Genomic DNA, 19246 nt, shown 5'->3' on the forward strand with positions numbered 1-19246 from the left:
GTATAACTTCAGGGGATAATTAAATACAAAGGCAATGGCGTCTTCAGTAGGAGCAAATGAGCTTCTTATTGATGACGCCTTTTTATTTTAATACACACTGCATAAGACTTCAAACAATAAATGCAGATTGCCCTTGTATGGAATAATGCACTTTCGTTATAGCATTGCCGGAAGGATTTACCGAAAAGCGGTGCAGTGTACAGATTGCCATATCCCGGATCGTCTTTGGACGTTCTCGAAGCGGTTGACAGCTTTGGAAATGACATGATAATTGCCTATGTCGAGGACGACAATCGTCGGTTGGGGATAAAAGCTGAATAACAGTTGCTGAGACCTTGATTTTTAAGTGGGAATAGCTTAGGCTGTTTGTCAAAGTGAGGTTCCTAATGAAAATTTCGTACAGCACATATCGGTTTCGCCGCGGGACAATGTTTGAAATTAGTGCTTGACGCAGCATATGACAAAAGGTAAGCTATGCACAAAGAAGCGCTGCGATAAGGCGTACAGTTTTAAGCAAATATTGTCGGCGATGCGGAATCTAGATGAAAAAGGAGGCATTTGCAGGCTAATTCAGAAAATTTGGAGGCGCTATGAAATATATATCCGATGAAAAAAAAGAATTAATGGATCTCATTGAAGCATTAGATGTAGAATTAATCCACTTGCAGTTTACTGATATTATCGGCATTCCAAAGAATGTGACCATCATGGCTCATCAGCTCAATAAAGTGCTGGAGAGTGGGATTACCTTTGACGGATCCAGTATAGATGGCTTTGTGAGAGTTGAAGAATCAGATATGTACCTCAGACCGGACATCACTACTTTTACCGTTTTTCCATGGACCTCTTCCCCAAAAGAAGCCAGAATGATATGCGATGTCTACAATATGGACGGTACACCTTTTGAAGGCTGTCCAAGGTATATTTTAAAACAGGCTGTCAAAGAATCAGAGGCATTGGGGTATACGATGAACGTTGGTCCCGAATGTGAATTCTTTCTCTTTCATACGGATTCCAACGGCGTCCCTTCACTTGAAGTCCATGATCAAGCGAGCTATTTTGACCTAGCGCCAATGGACATGGGCGGCAATGCGAGAAATGATATTTCACTTACTTTAAAGCAGATGGGCTTTAAGATTGAGGCCTCTCATCATGAGGTTGCACCAGGTCAGCATGAAATTGACTTTGAATACGCAGATGCATTAAAAACAGCTGATAATATCATGACGTTTAAAATGGTTGTGAGAATTATCGCACAGAGACATGGTTTGCACGCGACATTTATGCCAAAACCGCACATTGGCATTAGTGGTTCAGGCATGCATCTCAACATCTCACTTTCAAATCCTAATGGAACGAATGCTTTTTATGACCCGAAGGATGAACTGCAGATGTCGTCAACGGCCTATCATTTCTTAGGGGGACTGTTAACGCATGCCAAAGCGTTTACGGCCTTGACCAATCCAACAGTGAATTCTTATAAGCGACTCGTTCCAGGTTACGAGGCACCAATACTCATTGCATGGTCGCTATCGAATCGAAGCCCGCTCATACGGGTACCTTCCGGTAGAAGCGAATCCACGAGATTGGAACTTCGCAGTCCGGATCCTAGTGCCAATCCGTATTTGGCGCTGGCAGCAACACTGAAAGCTGGGCTCGACGGCATAAAAAATAAAATAGAGCCGCCCGCACAGATTTCAAATAATTTATATGAATACTCAGATACAGAGATTGATGAACTGAATATTGAAAGATTGCCTTCGAACTTGTATGAAGCGTTAAAAGAGTTTTCACAGAGCGCCACAATGCGAGAAGCCATAGGAGACCACGCCTTCAAACGTTACAAAGAAGCTGCAATGTACGAATGGAACGAATACTCCAAATACGTGTCTCAGTGGGAACTGAACAGGTATTTAAGAAAATTCTAAGTTATGAAAGCTGTTAGATCGAAGATACTCATCGTTGAACAACAGGTGTCCATTCGCACCAAAATTTGTACGTGGCTGTCTCAAGAAGGCTATGCAATCTTTGAATGTAAAGACGCATTCAAAACACTTCGACTTGCAAGACAAATCCTGCCTGATTTGATTTTGCTGGATACGAGTATTAGGGGGATTAATACAAAGCAGTTGATCGAAATTATAGAGACAGATCAACTCTCTAAGGTCGTTTTAACAGCGGAGAGCATCAATGATGACTTTATGCAGTTACTCGACGAAACGACGCTAAAAAAGTTCGTCAAGAAACCCATTGACCGCAATGATATGATGGAAATCGTCAAAGCGTCATTGGTCGCAATTAATGAAGCCAAAAAAGCGAAGTCACAAAGAGACCGGGAATTAACCGACAGCGCAAAAGCGGCTGCGATTGTGAAAGCAAAAGAACTGATTATGAGTAAGTGGAATCTTACAGAGGATCAAGCTTACGCATATCTCAGAAAGAAAAGCATGAATTACAGCGTACCGATTGAGTACATTGCCAAAGCTGTAATAAAGAAATATCAACCCAAACCCTAAACCATTTTAACCAAAAAACAATAAAAACACAAAACCTCAAATATTTATTGATTACAAAACCTCAAACTTTTTTAGATGTTAATCACATCTACTCCTTAACCCTAAATAAAAAAGGCCATAAACCATCTGCTATCGGTTTATGGCCTTTTTAATGATATGATTTCGAATAGAAGACTAATTGTCCAAATCCGCTGAATATTGTATGATGGATAATAAGAGACAAATAGATTAAGTGGTGATATTTGTACATCTGTCTAATGAATACGGTAAGTTATGGAGGTAGAAGTGAAATCATTTAAAAACCTATTGCTGATTACACTCGGTACATTCATTGTCAGCCTTGGTATTACATTCTTTCTGATCCCGGCAAAATTGGCGTCAGGTGGTGTTACAGGGCTGGCAATTGTCATACAGAGCGTTTTGCCCAATATTCCTATCGGCGCTATCTTATTGGTATTGAATGTCTTGCTTTACATTATTGGTTTTATCGCCATTGGGCCTGATTTTGGGGCAAAGACAATTTATGCAAGTTTCTTATTAACAGGTTTGATCTCAGTTTTAGATGCTGTTTTTAAACTGTCAGGCCCTTTAGTACAGGACCCTATTGTCAATCTGATTATGGGCGTTTTGATTTCAGGCGTTGGCCTTGGGATCGTCTTCAATCAAAATGCATCAACAGGCGGAACTGATATTATTGCCAAAGTTCTGAATAAGCGCTTCGGTACAGATATGGGCAGAGCGCTATTGATGGCAGATCTCATCGTCGTAGTTCTCGCCAGTTTTGTACTGGGAATTGAACTTGGGATTTATGCGCTCCTTGGGGTTGTCTTTAACGGTTATATTATTGACAACATGATCGAAGGACTTCGCATGAAGGTCAGTGTATCCATAATCTCCTTGAAATCAGACGAGATCAAGCACTTTATTGTGGAAGACATCGGCAGAGGGGCAACGATTTATACGGCAAAAGGCGCTTACACATCGGATGAAAAGGAAATCATTACATCGGTTATGGACCGGAAGGAATTTATCCGGCTGAAAGTCTTTGTGAAAGACCATGATCCGGAGGCATTTATTATGATTTCAAATGTCAGAGAAGTGCTCGGAGAAGGCTTTTTCTAAAGGTGATAAGAAGCAGGTGAACATCGGATTCCGGTTGTTAAGGGCGAGGTATATCCGATAAAGTGGGTTATTGAAAGCAAATAAGCAACCGACAGAAGTGTTGAAACGAGAAACCAGACAAGAAGAACCAGACAAGAAGAACCAGACAAGAAGAACCGAGATAAGAAGAACCGATACGAGAAGAACCAATACGAGAAGAACTGAGGCGTGATGATATGAGGATGGGCCGAGTGACGCAGCGAAAATGAAAGGGGGCGTCACATGGCAAATGTGAACCTAAAGGACATTACCAAAATATACCCGGGAAATTACAAAGCTGTTGATCGCATTAATCTAGAAATTCGAGACCGTGAATTCATGGTGCTTGTAGGCCCCTCGGGCTGTGGAAAGACGACGACACTGAGAATGATCGCAGGACTCGAATCCATTACTGATGGTCAACTGCTGATAGATGGTGAATCAGTCAATGACGTTGCATCGAAGGATCGCAATGTCGCCATGGTCTTTCAGAATTATGCTCTTTTTCCGCATATGACGATTTATGAAAACATCGCTTTCGGACTTAAGCGACACAAAATGCCCGATACGATGATTAAGCAGGCCATCAAGCGGGCAGCAGAGGTACTTAATATTGAAGAACTGATGGATCGAAAACCCGATCAGCTTTCTGGAGGCCAAAAACAGCGCGTAGCACTTGGACGGGCAATGGTGATGAAACCATCCGTTTTTTTAATGGATGAGCCGCTTTCAAATCTCGATGCCAAATTACGTGTTCAGATGCGGACAGAGCTGATCAAATTACATCAGGAGCTTAATGCGACATTTATTTATGTGACACACGATCAAACAGAAGCGATGACGATGGGGACGCGAATCTGCGTTATACGAAACGGTGTCATTCAACAGGTAGATCATCCAAAGGCTATTTATGATCATCCGGCAAATGCCTTTGTCGCCAGTTTCATTGGCACCCCCCAAATCAATTTATTATCTGCGATACTAAAACGAGATGAGCGATCAGATTTTCTTGTAATGGATGGTTTGCGCCTGCAGCTTCCAAAACGGCTGCGGGATTCTGATACCTTTATTGGTAAAGCGGTAACTGTGGGCATAAGACCAGAAGCAATTGCCCTTAGCAGTAATGGTAGACACTCAGATTTTAAAATCCAAGTGATTGAAATGCTTGGCAGTGATATGAACGTTCACTTAGTACATGAGCAAATGACAGTTGTTGCGAAATTGCCCGCGAACGGTCATTATGAAAAAGGGATGATGTTTTGTCTAGAAATTGATCCGGCGTGTATTCATCTCTTTGACCCAGTGACGGGGATTGCAATTAAATAGCATAGGCGGCATGGTCAAAACAAGCAATGACACGCAGTTATGACATCATGGGCATATGACATCATTATAGGAGGCTTTATGAATTGGTTTAAAGAAAAAAGGCGTGTGATGATACTTGTTTTCTTTTGCTGTATCTTATGGGGAAGTGCGTTTCCAGTACTAAAGCTCAGCTACGCAGATTTACACTTAACAGCAAGTGACTTTAACGTCAAAATTCTCTTTGCAGGTATTCGATTTACCATGGCATCCGTTATTCTATTTATCTTTTCAAAAGTGGTGTTGAAATTGGACATGCGCATTGATTTTAAAGCATTTCGTATGTTGCTGGTTTTAGGGCTCTTCAATACGACTTTGCTCTACTTTTTCTTTTACAATGGCTTGGCCAATACCTCGGGGATTAAGGCTTCTATTTTGCAAAGTATGAACGCATTTATTGTTGTAGTGCTCTCTCATTTTATCTACAAGGACGATCATATTAACCACGGAAAAGTACTTGGCATCATCTTTGGTTTTTTAGGCATTGTCATTGTTAATATCGATCAAGGGTTTGGCGGCTTTAACTTTACCTTGTATGGGGAAGGGTTTATGCTTCTTGCAGGTCTTTCAAGCGGTATTGGCACACTGTTGGCAAAACGAGCGGGAAAATCTATACATCCTTTTAAAGTGACGGCATGGCAAATGCTGATTGGTGCAATGATTTTGCTGACTTACGGTTTGACGCAGGCGAGGGTGGACAGTTTGCCGTTTACGGCCTTTTCAGGTGGGCTGCTTATTTATTTATCGTTTTTATCGGCAACGGCCTTTGGCCTCTGGTTTACACTGCTCAAATTCAACAAAGCAGGTGAAATTGCTATCTTTCGCTTTATGATTCCAGTGGCCGGCAGCTTATTGACGGCGTTGTTGGTGCCGGGTGAGCACTTTAATTTATCCATTGTACTCGGTCTCATTAGCGTTAGCGTAGGGATTTATTTCGTAAACAGGACGCGTATGGCGGTTAGCGAATCCGACTCAGATCAAAGTTGATGACGATAGATTTCTGATGATTCCATTGACACGGTACGATGGAGGTCTAAGAGTGATTACCACTTTTTTATATTGTGAAAAAATTGTTAATATTTTTGTAAAATATGGGTATATGTTATTTTGAATGCAGGGGGGTGCATACAGGTCGTAATCATTAACAGGCTTATGTCAGAATGGAGGGTTAAAATGTCAGAGTGTAAAAATCTAGCAGGGTGTTCTTTTGTCAATTGTTGTGAGGAGTACAAAAAGACGACGGGGGTAAACGGCTTTATCAATATGTATTGCAGAGGTGCCAGAATGGAAGAGTGCGTTCGGCTGAGACTTTGTGATACGGTTGGCAAACAAGTCGTACCGAAAAATATGATGCCCAATGGCTATCCGCTTCCGGGGACCACAAAAGAAGGGTGGTCAAAAGAGGCCGTATCGCCAAAACAGTATTTAGAAAAATAAAGGAGATTAAAAAGCCCAGTGTGATGATGACATAAAAAATGTTGTCTGGACAATGGGCTTATTTTTATGAATCAAAGCGTCACGAACAGTGAAACAGAATAATACCATTTGAAACAATTTGTTTTTTATATCCTTAAAAACGCCTGAAAACAGCTATTTTCAGGCGTTTTTAAATTGGCATGCTAATTGCACAAAGGTAAGGTATACAAAATATGATAACTGGAGGCGAAAAACTTGAATTTTAAAAATGTAGGTGCATTGGCAGGTGTCAAGGTATTGGACTTAACCAGAGTTTTGGCAGGCCCTTATTGTACAATGATGCTGGCGGATTTTGGCGCAGAAGTCATTAAAATTGAAAAACCCATATCTGGTGATGATACACGACAGTTTGGGCCATTTAAAAATGGTGAAAGCTTATATTATGCAAATATCAACCGCAATAAGAAGGGCATCACGCTGAATTTGAAAGCAAAGCAGGGTAAGGCGCTTTTTTTAGAAATGGTGAAGCAGGCAGATGTCGTCGTTGAAAATTTTAGACCGGGTGTGATGGAACGACTTGGACTTGGCTATGAAGTGTTGGAAGAAGTCAATGAAAAAATTATTTATGCGGCGGTATCCGGCTTTGGTTCCTATGGGCCTTATGCATCACGGCCGGGCTATGATATTATCGCACAGGCCATGAGCGGGCTGATGAGTATCACAGGTGAAGAAAATGGCAGTCCGACGCGTGTGGGGAATGCTATGGGGGATGTTCTTGGAGGCCTTAATCTGACCATTGGCATACTGGCTGCCCTCAATGCTCGCAGTATGATTGGCAGGGGCCAGCGCGTGGATGTATCACTGGTGGATTCGGCGGTTGCATCACTGGAGACCATGACGCAGCGTTATTTTGCTTCCGGCAATGTACCGCCGCTTATGGGCAATCGCTATGCGGCAGCATACCCTTATGACTCTTTTAAAGCAAAAGACGGTCAATTTGTCATTGGCTGTGGCAATGATAAGCTCTACAACCTGTTGTGTCAAAAAGTATTGAAACGTGAAGACTTAATGAAAGATGAACGTTTTAATACCAATGAAAAGCGCTGTACACACCATCAGGCATTAAAAAAGGAAATAGAGGATTGGTCATCAACGATGACCATTGATGAAGCGGTTGATACCATTTTGGCGGCCGGTGTTCCGGCAGCACCAATTCTCGATATGGCGAAATTGGCAAATGACCCGCACATCGTAGGCGCACGTGAAATGTTTGTCGAATCGAAACATCCTAAAATTGGCAACATGCTAATCAACGGCAATCCCGTTAAGCTGATGACAACGCGTCCGACCATTGATAAACCTGCACCGGCACTAGGGCAGTACAATACGGATGTTTACAGCAGCATGCTCGGTCTGGATGCTGCTGAAATTGCAGCGCTGAAAACAGAAGGCATTATTTGATCAAAAGAGAATGGAGAAAACCATGATAGGAATGAAAGATGTCAGCATAACAGAAGTAGGCCCAAGAGACGGATTTCAAAACATTAAAACCTTTATTGAAACAGAGGACAAGCTTGAAATTATTCGCCGAATGATTGACAGCGGCGTCAAGCACCTCGAAGTGACTTCTTTTGTGCATCCAAAATGGGTGCCGCAAATGCGTGATGCAGAAACGGTAGTCAGCAGTATTCGCACATATGCCGCAGCAAAGAATCTTGAACTCATTGCGCTGGTGCCCAATAAATTCGGTGCATTAAAAGCAAAAGCCGCAGGCGTGGACGCCATCACTTACGTTATTTCTGTCAGCGAAGCGCACAATAAAGCAAACGTCAACAGAACCATTGACGAATCATTTGAAGCATTTAAAGGCATTGTCGGTGAAATGGGCAAAGTAAAAATCAGGTTGGCACTGGCAACGACTTTTGGCTGTCCATTTAATGAAGTGGTTCCCGTTGAGCGCATTGTTTCAATTGCCGAGCGAGGACTCCGCGCAGGTGCAGATAAAGTCATCCTGGCGGATACCATTGGGGTAGCAGATCCAATGAAAGTTGAACGGATTTTAAAAGCCGTAACAGCGCAAATCGATCCATCGAAGCTCATCGTACATTTCCACGACACTAGGGGAATGGCGCTTGCCAACACACTGGTAGCACTCAATGCCGGTATACGAAACTTTGAAGCGGCATCCGGTGGACTGGGCGGCTGTCCATTTGCGCCGGGAGCGGCGGGAAATGTTGCGATGGAAGACCTTTTGAACATGCTTCATGCCATGGGGTATCAGACGTCCATTTCGCCTGAGGGGATTGCACACGTCGTCGAAGCCATTGCGCAAAAAGTCGATGCACCTATTATCAGTCATATGTCAAAGCTGGGCAGCTGTGATATGGCAGCGGAGGGGACTTGTAATGGCTGATGGACGGCGAATCCATATTATCACGGGTCATTATGGGAGCGGCAAAACGGAGTTTTCAGTTAATTATGCACTGAAACTTGCAGAAAAGTGTGAACGCGTTGCCATTATTGATCTCGATATTGTCAATCCTTATTTTAGATCCCGAGAAAAGCGCCAACTATTGGCATCAAAGGGTATCGAAGTTATTGGCAGCTCACTCGCAGATCAAAACAGTGCAGACATGCCGGCTGTTTCGGCACGTGCCGCGGCACCGCTTCAAGACAAGACCTGTCAAGTTGTGATCGATTTGGGCGGTGATGCCGTTGGCGCCAAAATCCTCGCCCGCTATCGTCCTTATTTTATTGAAGAAGCTTGCGATGTTTTCTGTATCGTCAATGCCAATCGGCCTGAAACACAGGATGTAAAAGGTGTCTTGATGCAGATTAAGGCCATTGAAGACATCGCCGGGCTTAAAGTGACAGGCCTCGTCAACAATACGCATATGCTTCGAGAAACCACATTGAGCGACATTAAAAAAGGTAACCGTCTGGTTCGCAATATCTCATGGATTCTCGAAATACCCGTAGTCTATACCTGTATACAGTCAACACTGATGAATCAGTGTTTGGATGTGAGCATGCATACGATGTTGGAAATGGGAATCGATACCAAGCTAATGCCGATGCAGATGCATTTTAGAGAAGATTGGATGTAACGGCATATGCCAATCAATTATAATAAACGCAATTTGAATGGATATGAGGAGGATAAAATGGCGAAAGTAACATTTAATGAAGATTTATGCAAAGGTTGCGAGCTTTGCTCAACTGCTTGTCCGGTTAGCATTATTAAAATGGATAAGACGAAAATCAATGCAAAGGGCTACCATCCGGCAGCTGTTGAAGACATGGCAAAATGCTTGGGATGCGCCAACTGTGCCATGATCTGCCCGGATGTTGTCATCACAGTTGAACGATAGAAAGAGAGGATGAATAAAGCATGGAAAAAGTATTGATGAAAGGCAATGAGGCCATTGGTGCTGCTGCTATTAAAGCGGGTTGCCGTTATTTTTTCGGGTACCCGATAACACCTCAAAACGAGGTGCCTGAATACATGGCAAAGGAGCTGCCGAAACACGGTGGTGTCTTTTTACAGGCGGAAAGTGAAGTAGCCGCCATTAACATGGTTTATGGGGCTGCAGGTGCAGGGGCGAGGGTTATGACATCTTCTTCTTCACCTGGGTTGGCGCTAAAGCAGGAAGGGTTGACGTATATTGCCGCTTGTGAACTGCCGTGTCTGGTGGTGAACGTTGTGAGAGGGGGCCCGGGATTAGGTGGTATACAGCCTGCGCAGTCGGATTATTATCAAGCGACCAGAGGTGGCGGCAACGGCGATTATAAGCTCATCGTCTTAGCGCCTGCCAGTTTGCAGGAGCTGACGGATATGGTTCAAGAGGCATTTGATCTCGCGGATTATTACCGAAATCCCGTGATGGTGCTGGCTGATGGTATGATTGGGCAAATGATGGAACCGGTGGCATTTGGCGAAATACCACAGTGGACGCTCCCAGAAAAAAACTGGGCGACGACGGGAACGGATGGCGATCGAGCACCTAATGTCATCAACTCGCTGTTTTTAGCGCCCGAAGAGCTCGAAGCCCTTAATATAAGGTTACAAGCAAAGTATCAGACGATAAAAGCCAATGAAACGCGCTGCGAAATCTATCAGCTTGAAGATGCGGAGATCGTTTTTACAGCTTATGGCACCACTGCGAGAATTGTCAAGAATGCGATTAAGATTTTAAAAGCAGAAGGCATAAAGGCGGGGCTAATACGGCCGATGACACTTTGGCCGTTTCCTGAAGCTGCCTATCAAGCGCTTCCCAAAACCGTCAAATGCATACTCAGTGTCGAAATGAGCTGTGGGCAAATGGTTGATGATGTTAGACTGGCAGTTGAATCCAAAGTACCCGTTGCTTTTTACGGACGGTCAGGCGGGATGATTCCGACTGTCGATGATATTGTAGCAGAAGCAAAGCAATTATTGGGGAGGTAAGGCGAATGGCAATTGTATTTGAGAAAACAAAAGGACTTTCAAATGTGGAGACACATTACTGCCCGGGTTGCACCCATGGTATCATTCATCGTCTGGTAGCAGAAGTTCTAGAAGAAATGGATGTCTTGCCGAAAGCCATTGGTGTATCACCGGTAGGCTGTTCGGTATTGGCATTTAAATATTTTAATATCGACTTTCAGGAAGCCACACACGGTAGAGCGCCGGCAGTTGCAACGGGCATTAAACGGGTGCATCCAGATAAAGTCGTCTTTACGTATCAAGGCGATGGCGATTTGGCGTCAATTGGTACAGCAGAGATTGTTCATGCAGCGCATCGCAGTGAGAACATTACGACGATCTTTGTTAACAATGCGATCTACGGCATGACGGGCGGTCAAATGGCACCGACCACGCTGCCGGGACAGAAATCGACGACATCGCCTTTGGGGAGAGACCCAAAACATGCCGGCATGCCGCTTAAAATTTCTGAGATGTTTGCGACAATCCCGGGAACAGCCTATGTTGAGCGGGTTTCTGTACACGATCCGGTCAGTATTCGGAATGCAAAAAAAGCGATTCGCAAAGCATTTGAATACCAAGTGGCGGGCAAGGGATTTGCCATGGTAGAAGTGCTGTCGACTTGCCCGACGAATTGGGGACTCAGCCCGGTAGATTCGCTGACTTGGCTAAAGGATAATATGATTCCCTACTATCCGCTGGGCAATTACAAAACACTGGAAGAGGTGAAATAGATGCTGAATGAAAAAATCATATGTGCCGGTTTTGGTGGACAAGGTGTCATGTCCATGGGAATGCTGATTACCTATGCGGGGATGCTTGAAGGCAAACAAGTCTCGTGGCTGCCGTCCTATGGCGTGGAAATGCGCGGCGGTACAGCGAATTGCAACGTCATTGTTGCCGAAGATGCCATTGGTGCGCCGACAGTATCGAACGATGCCACAACGGCAATGGTCATGAACTTACCGTCGCTTAAAAAATTTGAAAATGATCTGCTGAAAGGTGGGAAATTGTTTATCAACAGCTCGCTGATTGATGTAAAAAGCAGTCGAGAGGATATTGACGTTTACTATATACCGGCCAATGAAATTGCCGTTAGCATCGGCAGCGGCAAAGTGGCAAATCTCGTCATGCTCGGTGCCTATGTAGCGGCAACCAATGTTGTGTCAATCGATTCCGTCAAAAAGGCGCTGCGAAAAGTATTCGGCGCATCAAAAGAAAAAATGATGCCGCTTAATGAAGCGGCACTGCAGCGCGGCTGTGATTTGGTGGGTTAAAGCGTTTCGAAACCATGGGCAAAACCATTTTAAAGCCATTTCAAATCCATTTCAAAGTCTTTGCAACGCAATGAAACATAATGAAACAAAACAAAACGTTTCGCTGAATGGTGAAACGTTTTGTTTATTACTGATGTAAGACGCATGGCAATAGAGCACAAAACGTCCATATATTGATTGGCATAAGACTTGCAGAATTTAATGATGAAACGCCAAAAAATAAAAAGTAAATTTCAAAAAAGAAAAGAGGTGATCAGATGGGCATGACAATGACCCAAAAAATGCTGGCGAAAGCATGTGGCAAGTCCATCGTAAAAGCGGGCGAAATTCATGATGTCAACATTGATTTAATCATGATAACCGATGTAATGTTTCCATTCGTGCCTGATGCACTGTCCAAAATGGGCTGCATCAAACCGGCAGCGCCAGAAAAAGTATTGGTTGTTATTGACCACTATGCGCCGGCGCCCAACATTGCATCTGCCAATCAGAATAAGTACAGCCGCGAGTATGTTAAGCAGTACGGTTTCAAAAGGCTTGAAAATGTTGGTATTTGTCATACGATTTTACCGGACATGGGGTATGCAGCACCGGGCGATATTATTATTGGCGCTGATTCGCATACGGTTACTTATGGCGCGATAGGTGCCTTTTCAACGGGGCTGGGGACGACAGATATTGCAGCAGCAATAGACAAGGGACGATTGTGGATGAAGATTCCAAGTGCTGTTAGAATTGTGCTGAATGGCAAGCCAAATGCCAGTATTCAAGGCAAAGACATCATTCTGTATATACTGGGGAAACTCAGTGCTGAAGGTGCCGTGTATAAGAGTATCGAAGTAACTGGTGAAGGTCTCAAGTACCTTAGCATTGATGACCGATTTACAATTGCCAATATGTCAGTGGAAGCGGGTGCCAAGAACTGTGTCATCGAACAGGATGAAGTGACGCGAGACTATTTGAAAGCAGTTCTAAAAAGGGATTTTAACGGTATCACAGCTGATGAAGATGCTGAATACGATACCGTGCTAACCGTTGATTTGACAATGCTAACGCCGCAGGTCGCAAAACCGTCTTCGCCTGATAATGTGGTTCCGGTTGACGAAGTGGCTGGCACACAGATTGATCAAGTTTACATTGGATCGTGTACCAATGGGCGCATTTCGGATTTACGGAAAGCGGCAGCCATTTTAGAGGGCAAGAAAATTCATGAAGCGGTTCGCGTCTTTATCACGCCGGGTTCTCAGGCGGTATACCAGCAGGCGTTAGAAGAGGGGCTGATAAAGACCTTTATCGAATCGGGCGCTTTCGTCAATGGGCCATCATGCGGCGCATGTTTTGGCGGCCATTTTGGCATTATCGGTGATGATGAAGTCTGTCTGTCAACGACAAACCGCAACTTCATCGGTAGAATGGGCAGCAAAAAGGGAATGGTTTATTTGGCATCACCCATTACGGCGGCTGCTTCAGCACTGACGGGGCGTATTACAGCTATTCAAGAGGTGATTGCATGACGTTTAAAGGAAAAGTATATAAATATGGCAAGAATATTGACACAGATGTCATCATCCCTGCGCGGCGGCTGGTGACCAAGGATGCTGCCGTACTCGCTTCGTTTTGTATGGAAGATCTCGATTCTGATTTTGTAGAGACCGTGGCAGCAGGTGATATCATTTTAGGCGATACCAACTTCGGGTGCGGCAGTTCACGGGAGCAGGCCGTAATTGCAATTAAGGGTTGTGCCGTTAAACTCGTCGCCGCGAAATCCTTTGCACGAATTTTTTATCGGAATTGTGTCAACAACGGCATCTGTCCGCTTGAAATTGATGATACATTCTATAATGGCATTCACCATAAAGATGTCGTATCTCTGGAGCTTGAAAAAGGAATCGCGATTAATCATACGACAGGGGAAACAATAGCCTTTAGCCCCGTACAGGAAAGAATTCTTGCATTACTGGCGTTATCAGAAAAGAATGGGTAACAAAAATCGAAACACACTATATAATAGGAATAGGTGTTGAAACAAGTATTGAACCAGTGTCTAACAAGTATTAAAACAAGTATCAAGAAAAGGTCTCAAAGAGACGTTAAACCAATATTAAAACCAATCGTAAAGTATAAATAGAGAGATTTAGATAATAAAGGCATGAAAAAACGTACCAAGCAAGAAGTTCAAAGCGCTAAAATGCTGATTTTAAAAGCATTCAAGGCAATCGACAATTGATTCTGGCGAGGCTGTATTTTCAATAATGCCAATAGATGTTATGGATTATTAGGGATGTTAAGCGAAGATTAGGAAAGTTAAGGGGTGAATCAATGGCAACCGGTATCGTGTTTATTTCGCCATATGAAGATTTGAGCGAAAGGATAAGGTGTATCGTCAATGAGACAAACGAAGCAATTGAAGTCTATACTGCTTATTTGGAAGAGGCTTTTGAACTGTGCAAGAAGCTTGAAAAGGAAGGTACCGAAGTATTAATCAGCCGTGGGGGCAATACGAAATACCTTCGTGAAGTGACAGCGATGCCCGTCGTCGATATGGCACACAATCTGGCAGACTACATGGATGCGCTGGAACGTGCAAAAGAGACGAAAGGCGTCATTGGCCTCTTTAGTTATCAAAGACGAATTGCCTATATGGATACGGTAGCAAAGCTTATTGAAGCCGACATTAGACAATATATATTTGAGAGCCGAACCGACCTTTCAGCTGTTATGGATGGTGCCATTGCAGACGGCATGGTGTTGGGGATTGGCGGCGTCGTCTCTCAATACGAATGCGAGGCACGCGGCATTGAGTACATTCGCGTGGTATCATCGCGTGATGCCATTGTCAATGCCATTAAAAGTGCAAAAGAAGTTTATCGGATTCAAAGAGAAGAAAAAGAGAAGTCAGCCAAGTATCGGATTCAAATGGAAAATCACAAAGCGGTTGTAGATTTTTCTTACAATGGCATTATCGGTCTGGATAAGAACTTGACCGTCAACGTCTACAATACTTGGGCTGAGAAGATCTTAGAGATTAAGCGAGAGCATATAATCGGCAAGCACATCTTCGATGTACTGCCTGAAACCCAGCTCATTAAGGTTATGGAAACAGGAACTGCCGAATTTGATGTCTTTAAAAAAGTGAATGGCAAACAAATTATCATTAACCGGATTCCCATTTTTATCAACGATGAAGTACAGGGCGTAGTCGCCACTTTTCAGGATGTTAAGACAATTCAGGAAAGTGAGCGAAAAATACGCCGAAACTTAGCTGGCAAAGGGCTCGTTGCCAAGTATGCCTTTTCGGATATTCAAACGGACAGCCCGGCAATGCAGCAGTGTATTGACATTGCAAAAGGCTATGCTAAATCCGCTTCGACGGTTTTGATTTATGGAGAATCCGGTACGGGAAAAGAATTATTTGCCCAGAGCATTCACCACGCCAGTCCGAGGCGAAATCAGCCTTTTGTGGCCATTAATTGTGCCGCACTGCCGGCGACCATTCTTGAATCAGAGCTCTTTGGCTATGAAGAAGGGACATTTACCGGTGCAAAGAAGGGCGGCAAAGTGGGTCTTTTTGAATTGGCACATGAAGGCACGATTTTTTTGGATGAGATAGCAGAAATTCCACTAACGCTTCAAGCTCAACTGCTGCGCGTCCTTCAAGAAAAACAAATCCGAAGGTTAGGCAGTGATAAAATAATTCCAATTGACGTCAGAGTGATCACAGCAACCAATAAGGATCTGGCAGTGGCAGTGAATGAAGGCTGTTTCCGGGAAGATCTCTTTTACCGCATTAATATCTTGAGACTATCCATTCCGCCATTGAGAGATCGAAGAGAAGACATTGTAAAAATCGGCAATTACCTTATCAAAACTAATGACTACAAATTATACATCGACAATCAAGAAAAATGGGATGCTATCTTTGAATTGCTTGAGGGCTATCATTTCCACGGCAATGTTCGTGAACTGCAAAACATTATTGAACGCACCATGGTCGTCCTGAAAGAAAATATTTATGATTTTGAAAATTACAAACAGCTTTTGGGCGATATTCTCAATATTGAAAACGTCAATTTAAAGAGAAAATTAAGCGAGCATTCTATTCAGGAGAAACAGCGCATTTTAGAGGCGCTGAATGAAGCGAACTGGTCGAAGACAAAAGCGTCAGAACGATTAGGTCTAAGCAGGTCGACACTATGGCGCAAAATGAAATCATATGATATTGATTCCTGATCGATGCGAGCACAGGCTGTCCTCAAAAATTTCGTAAAGAAAATTTTATGGGATTCAGCAAAGGATTCAGCAGTGGCGTTTACAAAGGATTCTATAATAAATTCTGCAAAGGATTGTATAGAGAGGAGCCCTAGTAAGAACATGTAATGTTGAGAAAGCGCAGTTATCATGACAGTCCTCCGATTCATATTATCCCAGATGCTGGGCAAATGAATGGAGGTTTTGAAACAATGAATGAAATTGAAAGCATTATTGCAAAACATGCAGCTGTTGAGCGTGTGGTTCCCGGTGAGATCGTCGAAGTGACGGTTGATTTCGTTATGACCAATGATGCGACGACAGCACTTAATATCAGCATTTTTGAAGATACACTCGAAGGTGACACGATATGGGATAATGAGAAACTCATTATGGTCATGGATCACTATACGCCGAGCAATACCGTAGCAGCGGCGAATACGCATAAAATCATGCGTGATTTTGCGAAAAAGCAGGCGGTTAAATATGTTTACGACGGTGTGGGCATTTGCCATCAAGTGATGCTTGAAGAGCATATCATGCCGGGGCAACTCATCATTGGCGCTGATTCGCACACGTGCAGTTATGGCGCCATTGGCGCCCTTTCAACGGGAATGGGCTCAACAGATATCGCCGTATCGTGGCTTGACGGCAAGACGTGGCTAAAAGTGCCTGAGACCATTAAGATTATCCTTGACGGCAAAGCATCAAACGGGGTCTATTCAAAGGATATTACACTGAAAGTCATCTCGGATTTGACAGCCAAAGGGGCAACGTACAAGGCTATTGTCTTTGAGGGTGAAGCCGTTTCGGCGATGTCTATTGCCGAGCGAATGACACTGTGCAATATGGTGATCGAAGCAGGCGGGAAGTTTGCGTACATTAAACCGGACGAGAAAGTAAAACAGTATCTAAACTCACGTGGCCGCAATGACGCTTTTGAATTGGATGTATGCGAAGGCGGACAATATGAACGCATTATTCGCTATGATATCTCAAATCTTGAACCGCAGATCGCATGTCCGCATTTTGTAGACAATATCTGTGGCATCAGCGAAGTCTTAGGCCTTGAAATGGATGAATTTTTTATTGGCGCATGCACCAATGGCCGCTATGAGGATTTAAAAGTTGCAGCCGATATTTTAAAAGGCAAAAAAATTGCACCGCAGACGCGATTGATCGTCACACCTGCATCGAGGGAAATCTATAAGCAGGCAGCACGCGATGGTCTTCTGGAAATTTTTATGGACAGCGGGGCAATGATCTGCAATCCGGGATGCAGCACCTGTTTTGGTGCGACAGAAGGCTTGCTGGGAGATGGTGAAAGACTATTAACGACGGCGAACCGAAATTTTATCGGAAGGGTTGGCAGTAAGGATTCCTATATTTATCTTGCAAGTCCTGCCGTAGTTGCTGTTTCAGCCATTACAGGCAAGATAACTGATCCAAGGGAGGTGCTCTAATGTCACAAAAGGCGATTAAATTCGGAGACAACATTGATACAGATCAGATTATTGGCAGCCAGCATTTGAGTTTGCCAAATATTGAAGAGATGTCTGTCTATACATTCGAACATCACCCGCGCTTTGCTGCTGATTTTGTGAAAGGCGATGCTGTTGTCGGTGAAGAAAACTTTGGCTGTGGGTCATCGCGTGAACAGGCGCCTGCAGTGCTAAAAGCATTAGGCGTCAGTGCGGTCATTGCCAAAAGCTTTGCGCGGATCTTTTTTAGAAATGCCATTAATTTAGGGCTCCCGCTCATTGAGTGCCCTGAAGCAGATCGCATCACACATCTCGATGTGCTTGTGATTGACCAAGCACAAGGCAAAATTATCAATCAAACAAAAGGTGAATCATACGCCATTGTACCGATGACGGGGTTTTTAAAAGAGGTACTCGAAGCAGGTGGTATTGCACCCTATAAAAAAATGAAACGTGATGAAGCAAAACATTCACATCCGTCATTTTAAGCATTCAGAGGAGGTACACCATGAGTAGCAATCAAAAATGGGATGCCAGTCTATACGATGGCAAACATAGCTTTGTTGCCAATTACGGTAATGATTTGGTTGAATTGCTGAATCCCAAAAGCGGCGAAAAAATACTCGATTTAGGCTGCGGCACGGGCGATTTGACACAAAAAATTGCTGAATCCGGTGCTGAGGTTGTTGGTATTGATGCTTCGGAAGCAATGGTTTTGAGAGCACAGCAGAAATACTCCAGTATAAGTTTTAGTGTGATGGATGCCACTGCGTTAGCTTTTGAGACTGCGTTTGATGCGGTGTTCAGTAATGCGGTACTGCATTGGGTTTTAGAGAAAGAACGTGTTTTAGAGAGCATTTATCAGGTATTAAAACCCGGCGGCAGAATGGTCGTTGAATTTGGCGGCAAAGACAATTGCAGTCAAATTAATCAGCGGATTATCGAAAACATTGAAGCGAGGGGATATACTTACCAGTTTCCTTGGTATTTTCCCAGTATTGGCGAATACGCACAGCTTTTGGAACGCGTTGGCTTTGAAGTTTCATATGCGATACACTATGATCGCTTTACGAAGCTTGAAGGCGAAGAGGGCATGAGAAACTGGATTGCCATGTTCAGCAGCAACTTTTTTAAAACGGTTGAAGCGAATGATCAACAAGTTATTATCAATAAGACCATTGAGCAGCTGCGAGATTCATTATATGTCGATAAGAGCTGGTACGTTGATTATAAGCGGATTAGAGTTGTGGCAATTAAGCGTTAAAATATTTTGCCATCCGACTGTCTAATTTGACCGAATTTAAGATTAAGTTTAAGATCAGGACTAAGATTACGCCAATG

The 19246-nt window shown here is 43.6% G+C and carries 19 protein-coding genes; all 19 read left to right on the forward strand.

The genetic code is table 11. The features are described 5' to 3' along the window. The first annotated feature begins 590 nt into the window (after positions 1–590). The 19 genes from glnA to KHM83_RS05310 all read left to right on the forward strand — a co-directional run bounded on the left by glnA (position 591) and on the right by KHM83_RS05310 (position 19169). Positions 591–1928 carry a type I glutamate--ammonia ligase gene (gene glnA / locus KHM83_RS05220; RefSeq protein WP_213235851.1) on the forward strand — a complete coding sequence of 446 codons (1338 nt, stop codon included), beginning with the start codon at positions 591–593 and terminating at the stop codon, positions 1926–1928. A gap of 3 nt (positions 1929–1931) precedes the next feature. Beyond that, positions 1932–2516 carry an ANTAR domain-containing response regulator gene (locus tag KHM83_RS05225; protein WP_213235852.1) on the forward strand — a complete coding sequence of 195 codons (585 nt, stop codon included), beginning with the start codon at positions 1932–1934 and terminating at the stop codon, positions 2514–2516. Between the two features lie 285 nt (positions 2517–2801). Then, the gene (locus tag KHM83_RS05230; RefSeq protein WP_343213122.1) at positions 2802–3638 is read left to right on the forward strand and encodes a YitT family protein; all 837 of its coding nucleotides are present in this window, start codon (positions 2802–2804) and stop codon (positions 3636–3638) included. 261 nt (positions 3639–3899) lie between these two features. After that, complete coding sequence (locus KHM83_RS05235; RefSeq protein ID WP_213235854.1) at positions 3900–4982, forward strand: ABC transporter ATP-binding protein; 1083 nt, start codon at positions 3900–3902, stop codon at positions 4980–4982. A gap of 78 nt (positions 4983–5060) precedes the next feature. Then, a complete protein-coding gene (locus KHM83_RS05240) occupies positions 5061–6005 on the forward strand; it encodes a DMT family transporter (protein WP_213235855.1) in 945 nt (314 codons plus the stop codon). A gap of 186 nt (positions 6006–6191) precedes the next feature. Beyond that, positions 6192–6455 carry a hypothetical protein gene (locus KHM83_RS05245; protein ID WP_213235856.1) on the forward strand — a complete coding sequence of 88 codons (264 nt, stop codon included), beginning with the start codon at positions 6192–6194 and terminating at the stop codon, positions 6453–6455. 234 nt (positions 6456–6689) lie between these two features. Further along, complete coding sequence (locus KHM83_RS05250; protein WP_213235857.1) at positions 6690–7895, forward strand: CaiB/BaiF CoA transferase family protein; 1206 nt, start codon at positions 6690–6692, stop codon at positions 7893–7895. 22 nt (positions 7896–7917) lie between these two features. Next, on the forward strand, positions 7918–8847 hold the full coding sequence (locus KHM83_RS05255; RefSeq protein WP_213235858.1) for a hydroxymethylglutaryl-CoA lyase: 930 nt from the start codon (positions 7918–7920) through the stop codon (positions 8845–8847). Continuing rightward, on the forward strand, positions 8840–9541 hold the full coding sequence (locus tag KHM83_RS05260) for a type 1 periplasmic-binding domain-containing protein (protein WP_213235859.1): 702 nt from the start codon (positions 8840–8842) through the stop codon (positions 9539–9541). The genes KHM83_RS05255 and KHM83_RS05260 overlap by 8 nt, the downstream gene beginning before the upstream one ends. A gap of 57 nt (positions 9542–9598) precedes the next feature. Beyond that, complete coding sequence (locus KHM83_RS05265) at positions 9599–9805, forward strand: 4Fe-4S binding protein (protein ID WP_213235860.1); 207 nt, start codon at positions 9599–9601, stop codon at positions 9803–9805. A gap of 20 nt (positions 9806–9825) precedes the next feature. Then, positions 9826–10881, forward strand: coding sequence for a 3-methyl-2-oxobutanoate dehydrogenase subunit VorB (locus KHM83_RS05270; RefSeq protein ID WP_213235861.1), 1056 nt, complete (start codon positions 9826–9828; stop codon positions 10879–10881). A 5-nt stretch (positions 10882–10886) separates the two neighbouring features. Beyond that, entirely contained in the window at positions 10887–11633 is a 747-nt protein-coding gene (locus KHM83_RS05275) for a thiamine pyrophosphate-dependent enzyme (RefSeq protein WP_213235862.1), read from the forward strand. Further along, positions 11634–12176 (forward strand): 2-oxoacid:acceptor oxidoreductase family protein, encoded by a 543-nt coding sequence (locus KHM83_RS05280; protein WP_213235863.1) that lies wholly within the window; start codon positions 11634–11636, stop codon positions 12174–12176. Positions 12177–12433: 257 nt separating this feature from the next. After that, positions 12434–13690, forward strand: coding sequence for a 3-isopropylmalate dehydratase large subunit (locus KHM83_RS05285; RefSeq protein ID WP_213235864.1), 1257 nt, complete (start codon positions 12434–12436; stop codon positions 13688–13690). Continuing rightward, the gene (locus KHM83_RS05290) at positions 13687–14160 is read left to right on the forward strand and encodes a LeuD/DmdB family oxidoreductase small subunit (protein ID WP_213235865.1); all 474 of its coding nucleotides are present in this window, start codon (positions 13687–13689) and stop codon (positions 14158–14160) included. The genes KHM83_RS05285 and KHM83_RS05290 overlap by 4 nt, the downstream gene beginning before the upstream one ends. Before the next feature lie 335 nt (positions 14161–14495). Further along, positions 14496–16406, forward strand: coding sequence for a sigma 54-interacting transcriptional regulator (locus tag KHM83_RS05295; protein ID WP_213235866.1), 1911 nt, complete (start codon positions 14496–14498; stop codon positions 16404–16406). Positions 16407–16636: 230 nt separating this feature from the next. Beyond that, complete coding sequence (locus tag KHM83_RS05300) at positions 16637–17887, forward strand: 3-isopropylmalate dehydratase large subunit (RefSeq protein ID WP_213235867.1); 1251 nt, start codon at positions 16637–16639, stop codon at positions 17885–17887. Further along, positions 17887–18393, forward strand: a complete 507-nt coding sequence (locus KHM83_RS05305; RefSeq protein WP_213235868.1) for a LeuD/DmdB family oxidoreductase small subunit — start codon at positions 17887–17889, stop codon at positions 18391–18393. The genes KHM83_RS05300 and KHM83_RS05305 overlap by 1 nt, the downstream gene beginning before the upstream one ends. A gap of 20 nt (positions 18394–18413) precedes the next feature. Beyond that, positions 18414–19169, forward strand: a complete 756-nt coding sequence (locus KHM83_RS05310; RefSeq protein WP_213235869.1) for a class I SAM-dependent methyltransferase — start codon at positions 18414–18416, stop codon at positions 19167–19169. Positions 19170–19246: the final 77 nt, after the last annotated feature.

It is taken from the genome of Fusibacter paucivorans (genome assembly GCF_018390735.1).
Taxonomy (GTDB): domain Bacteria; phylum Bacillota; class Clostridia; order Peptostreptococcales; family Acidaminobacteraceae; genus Fusibacter; species Fusibacter paucivorans.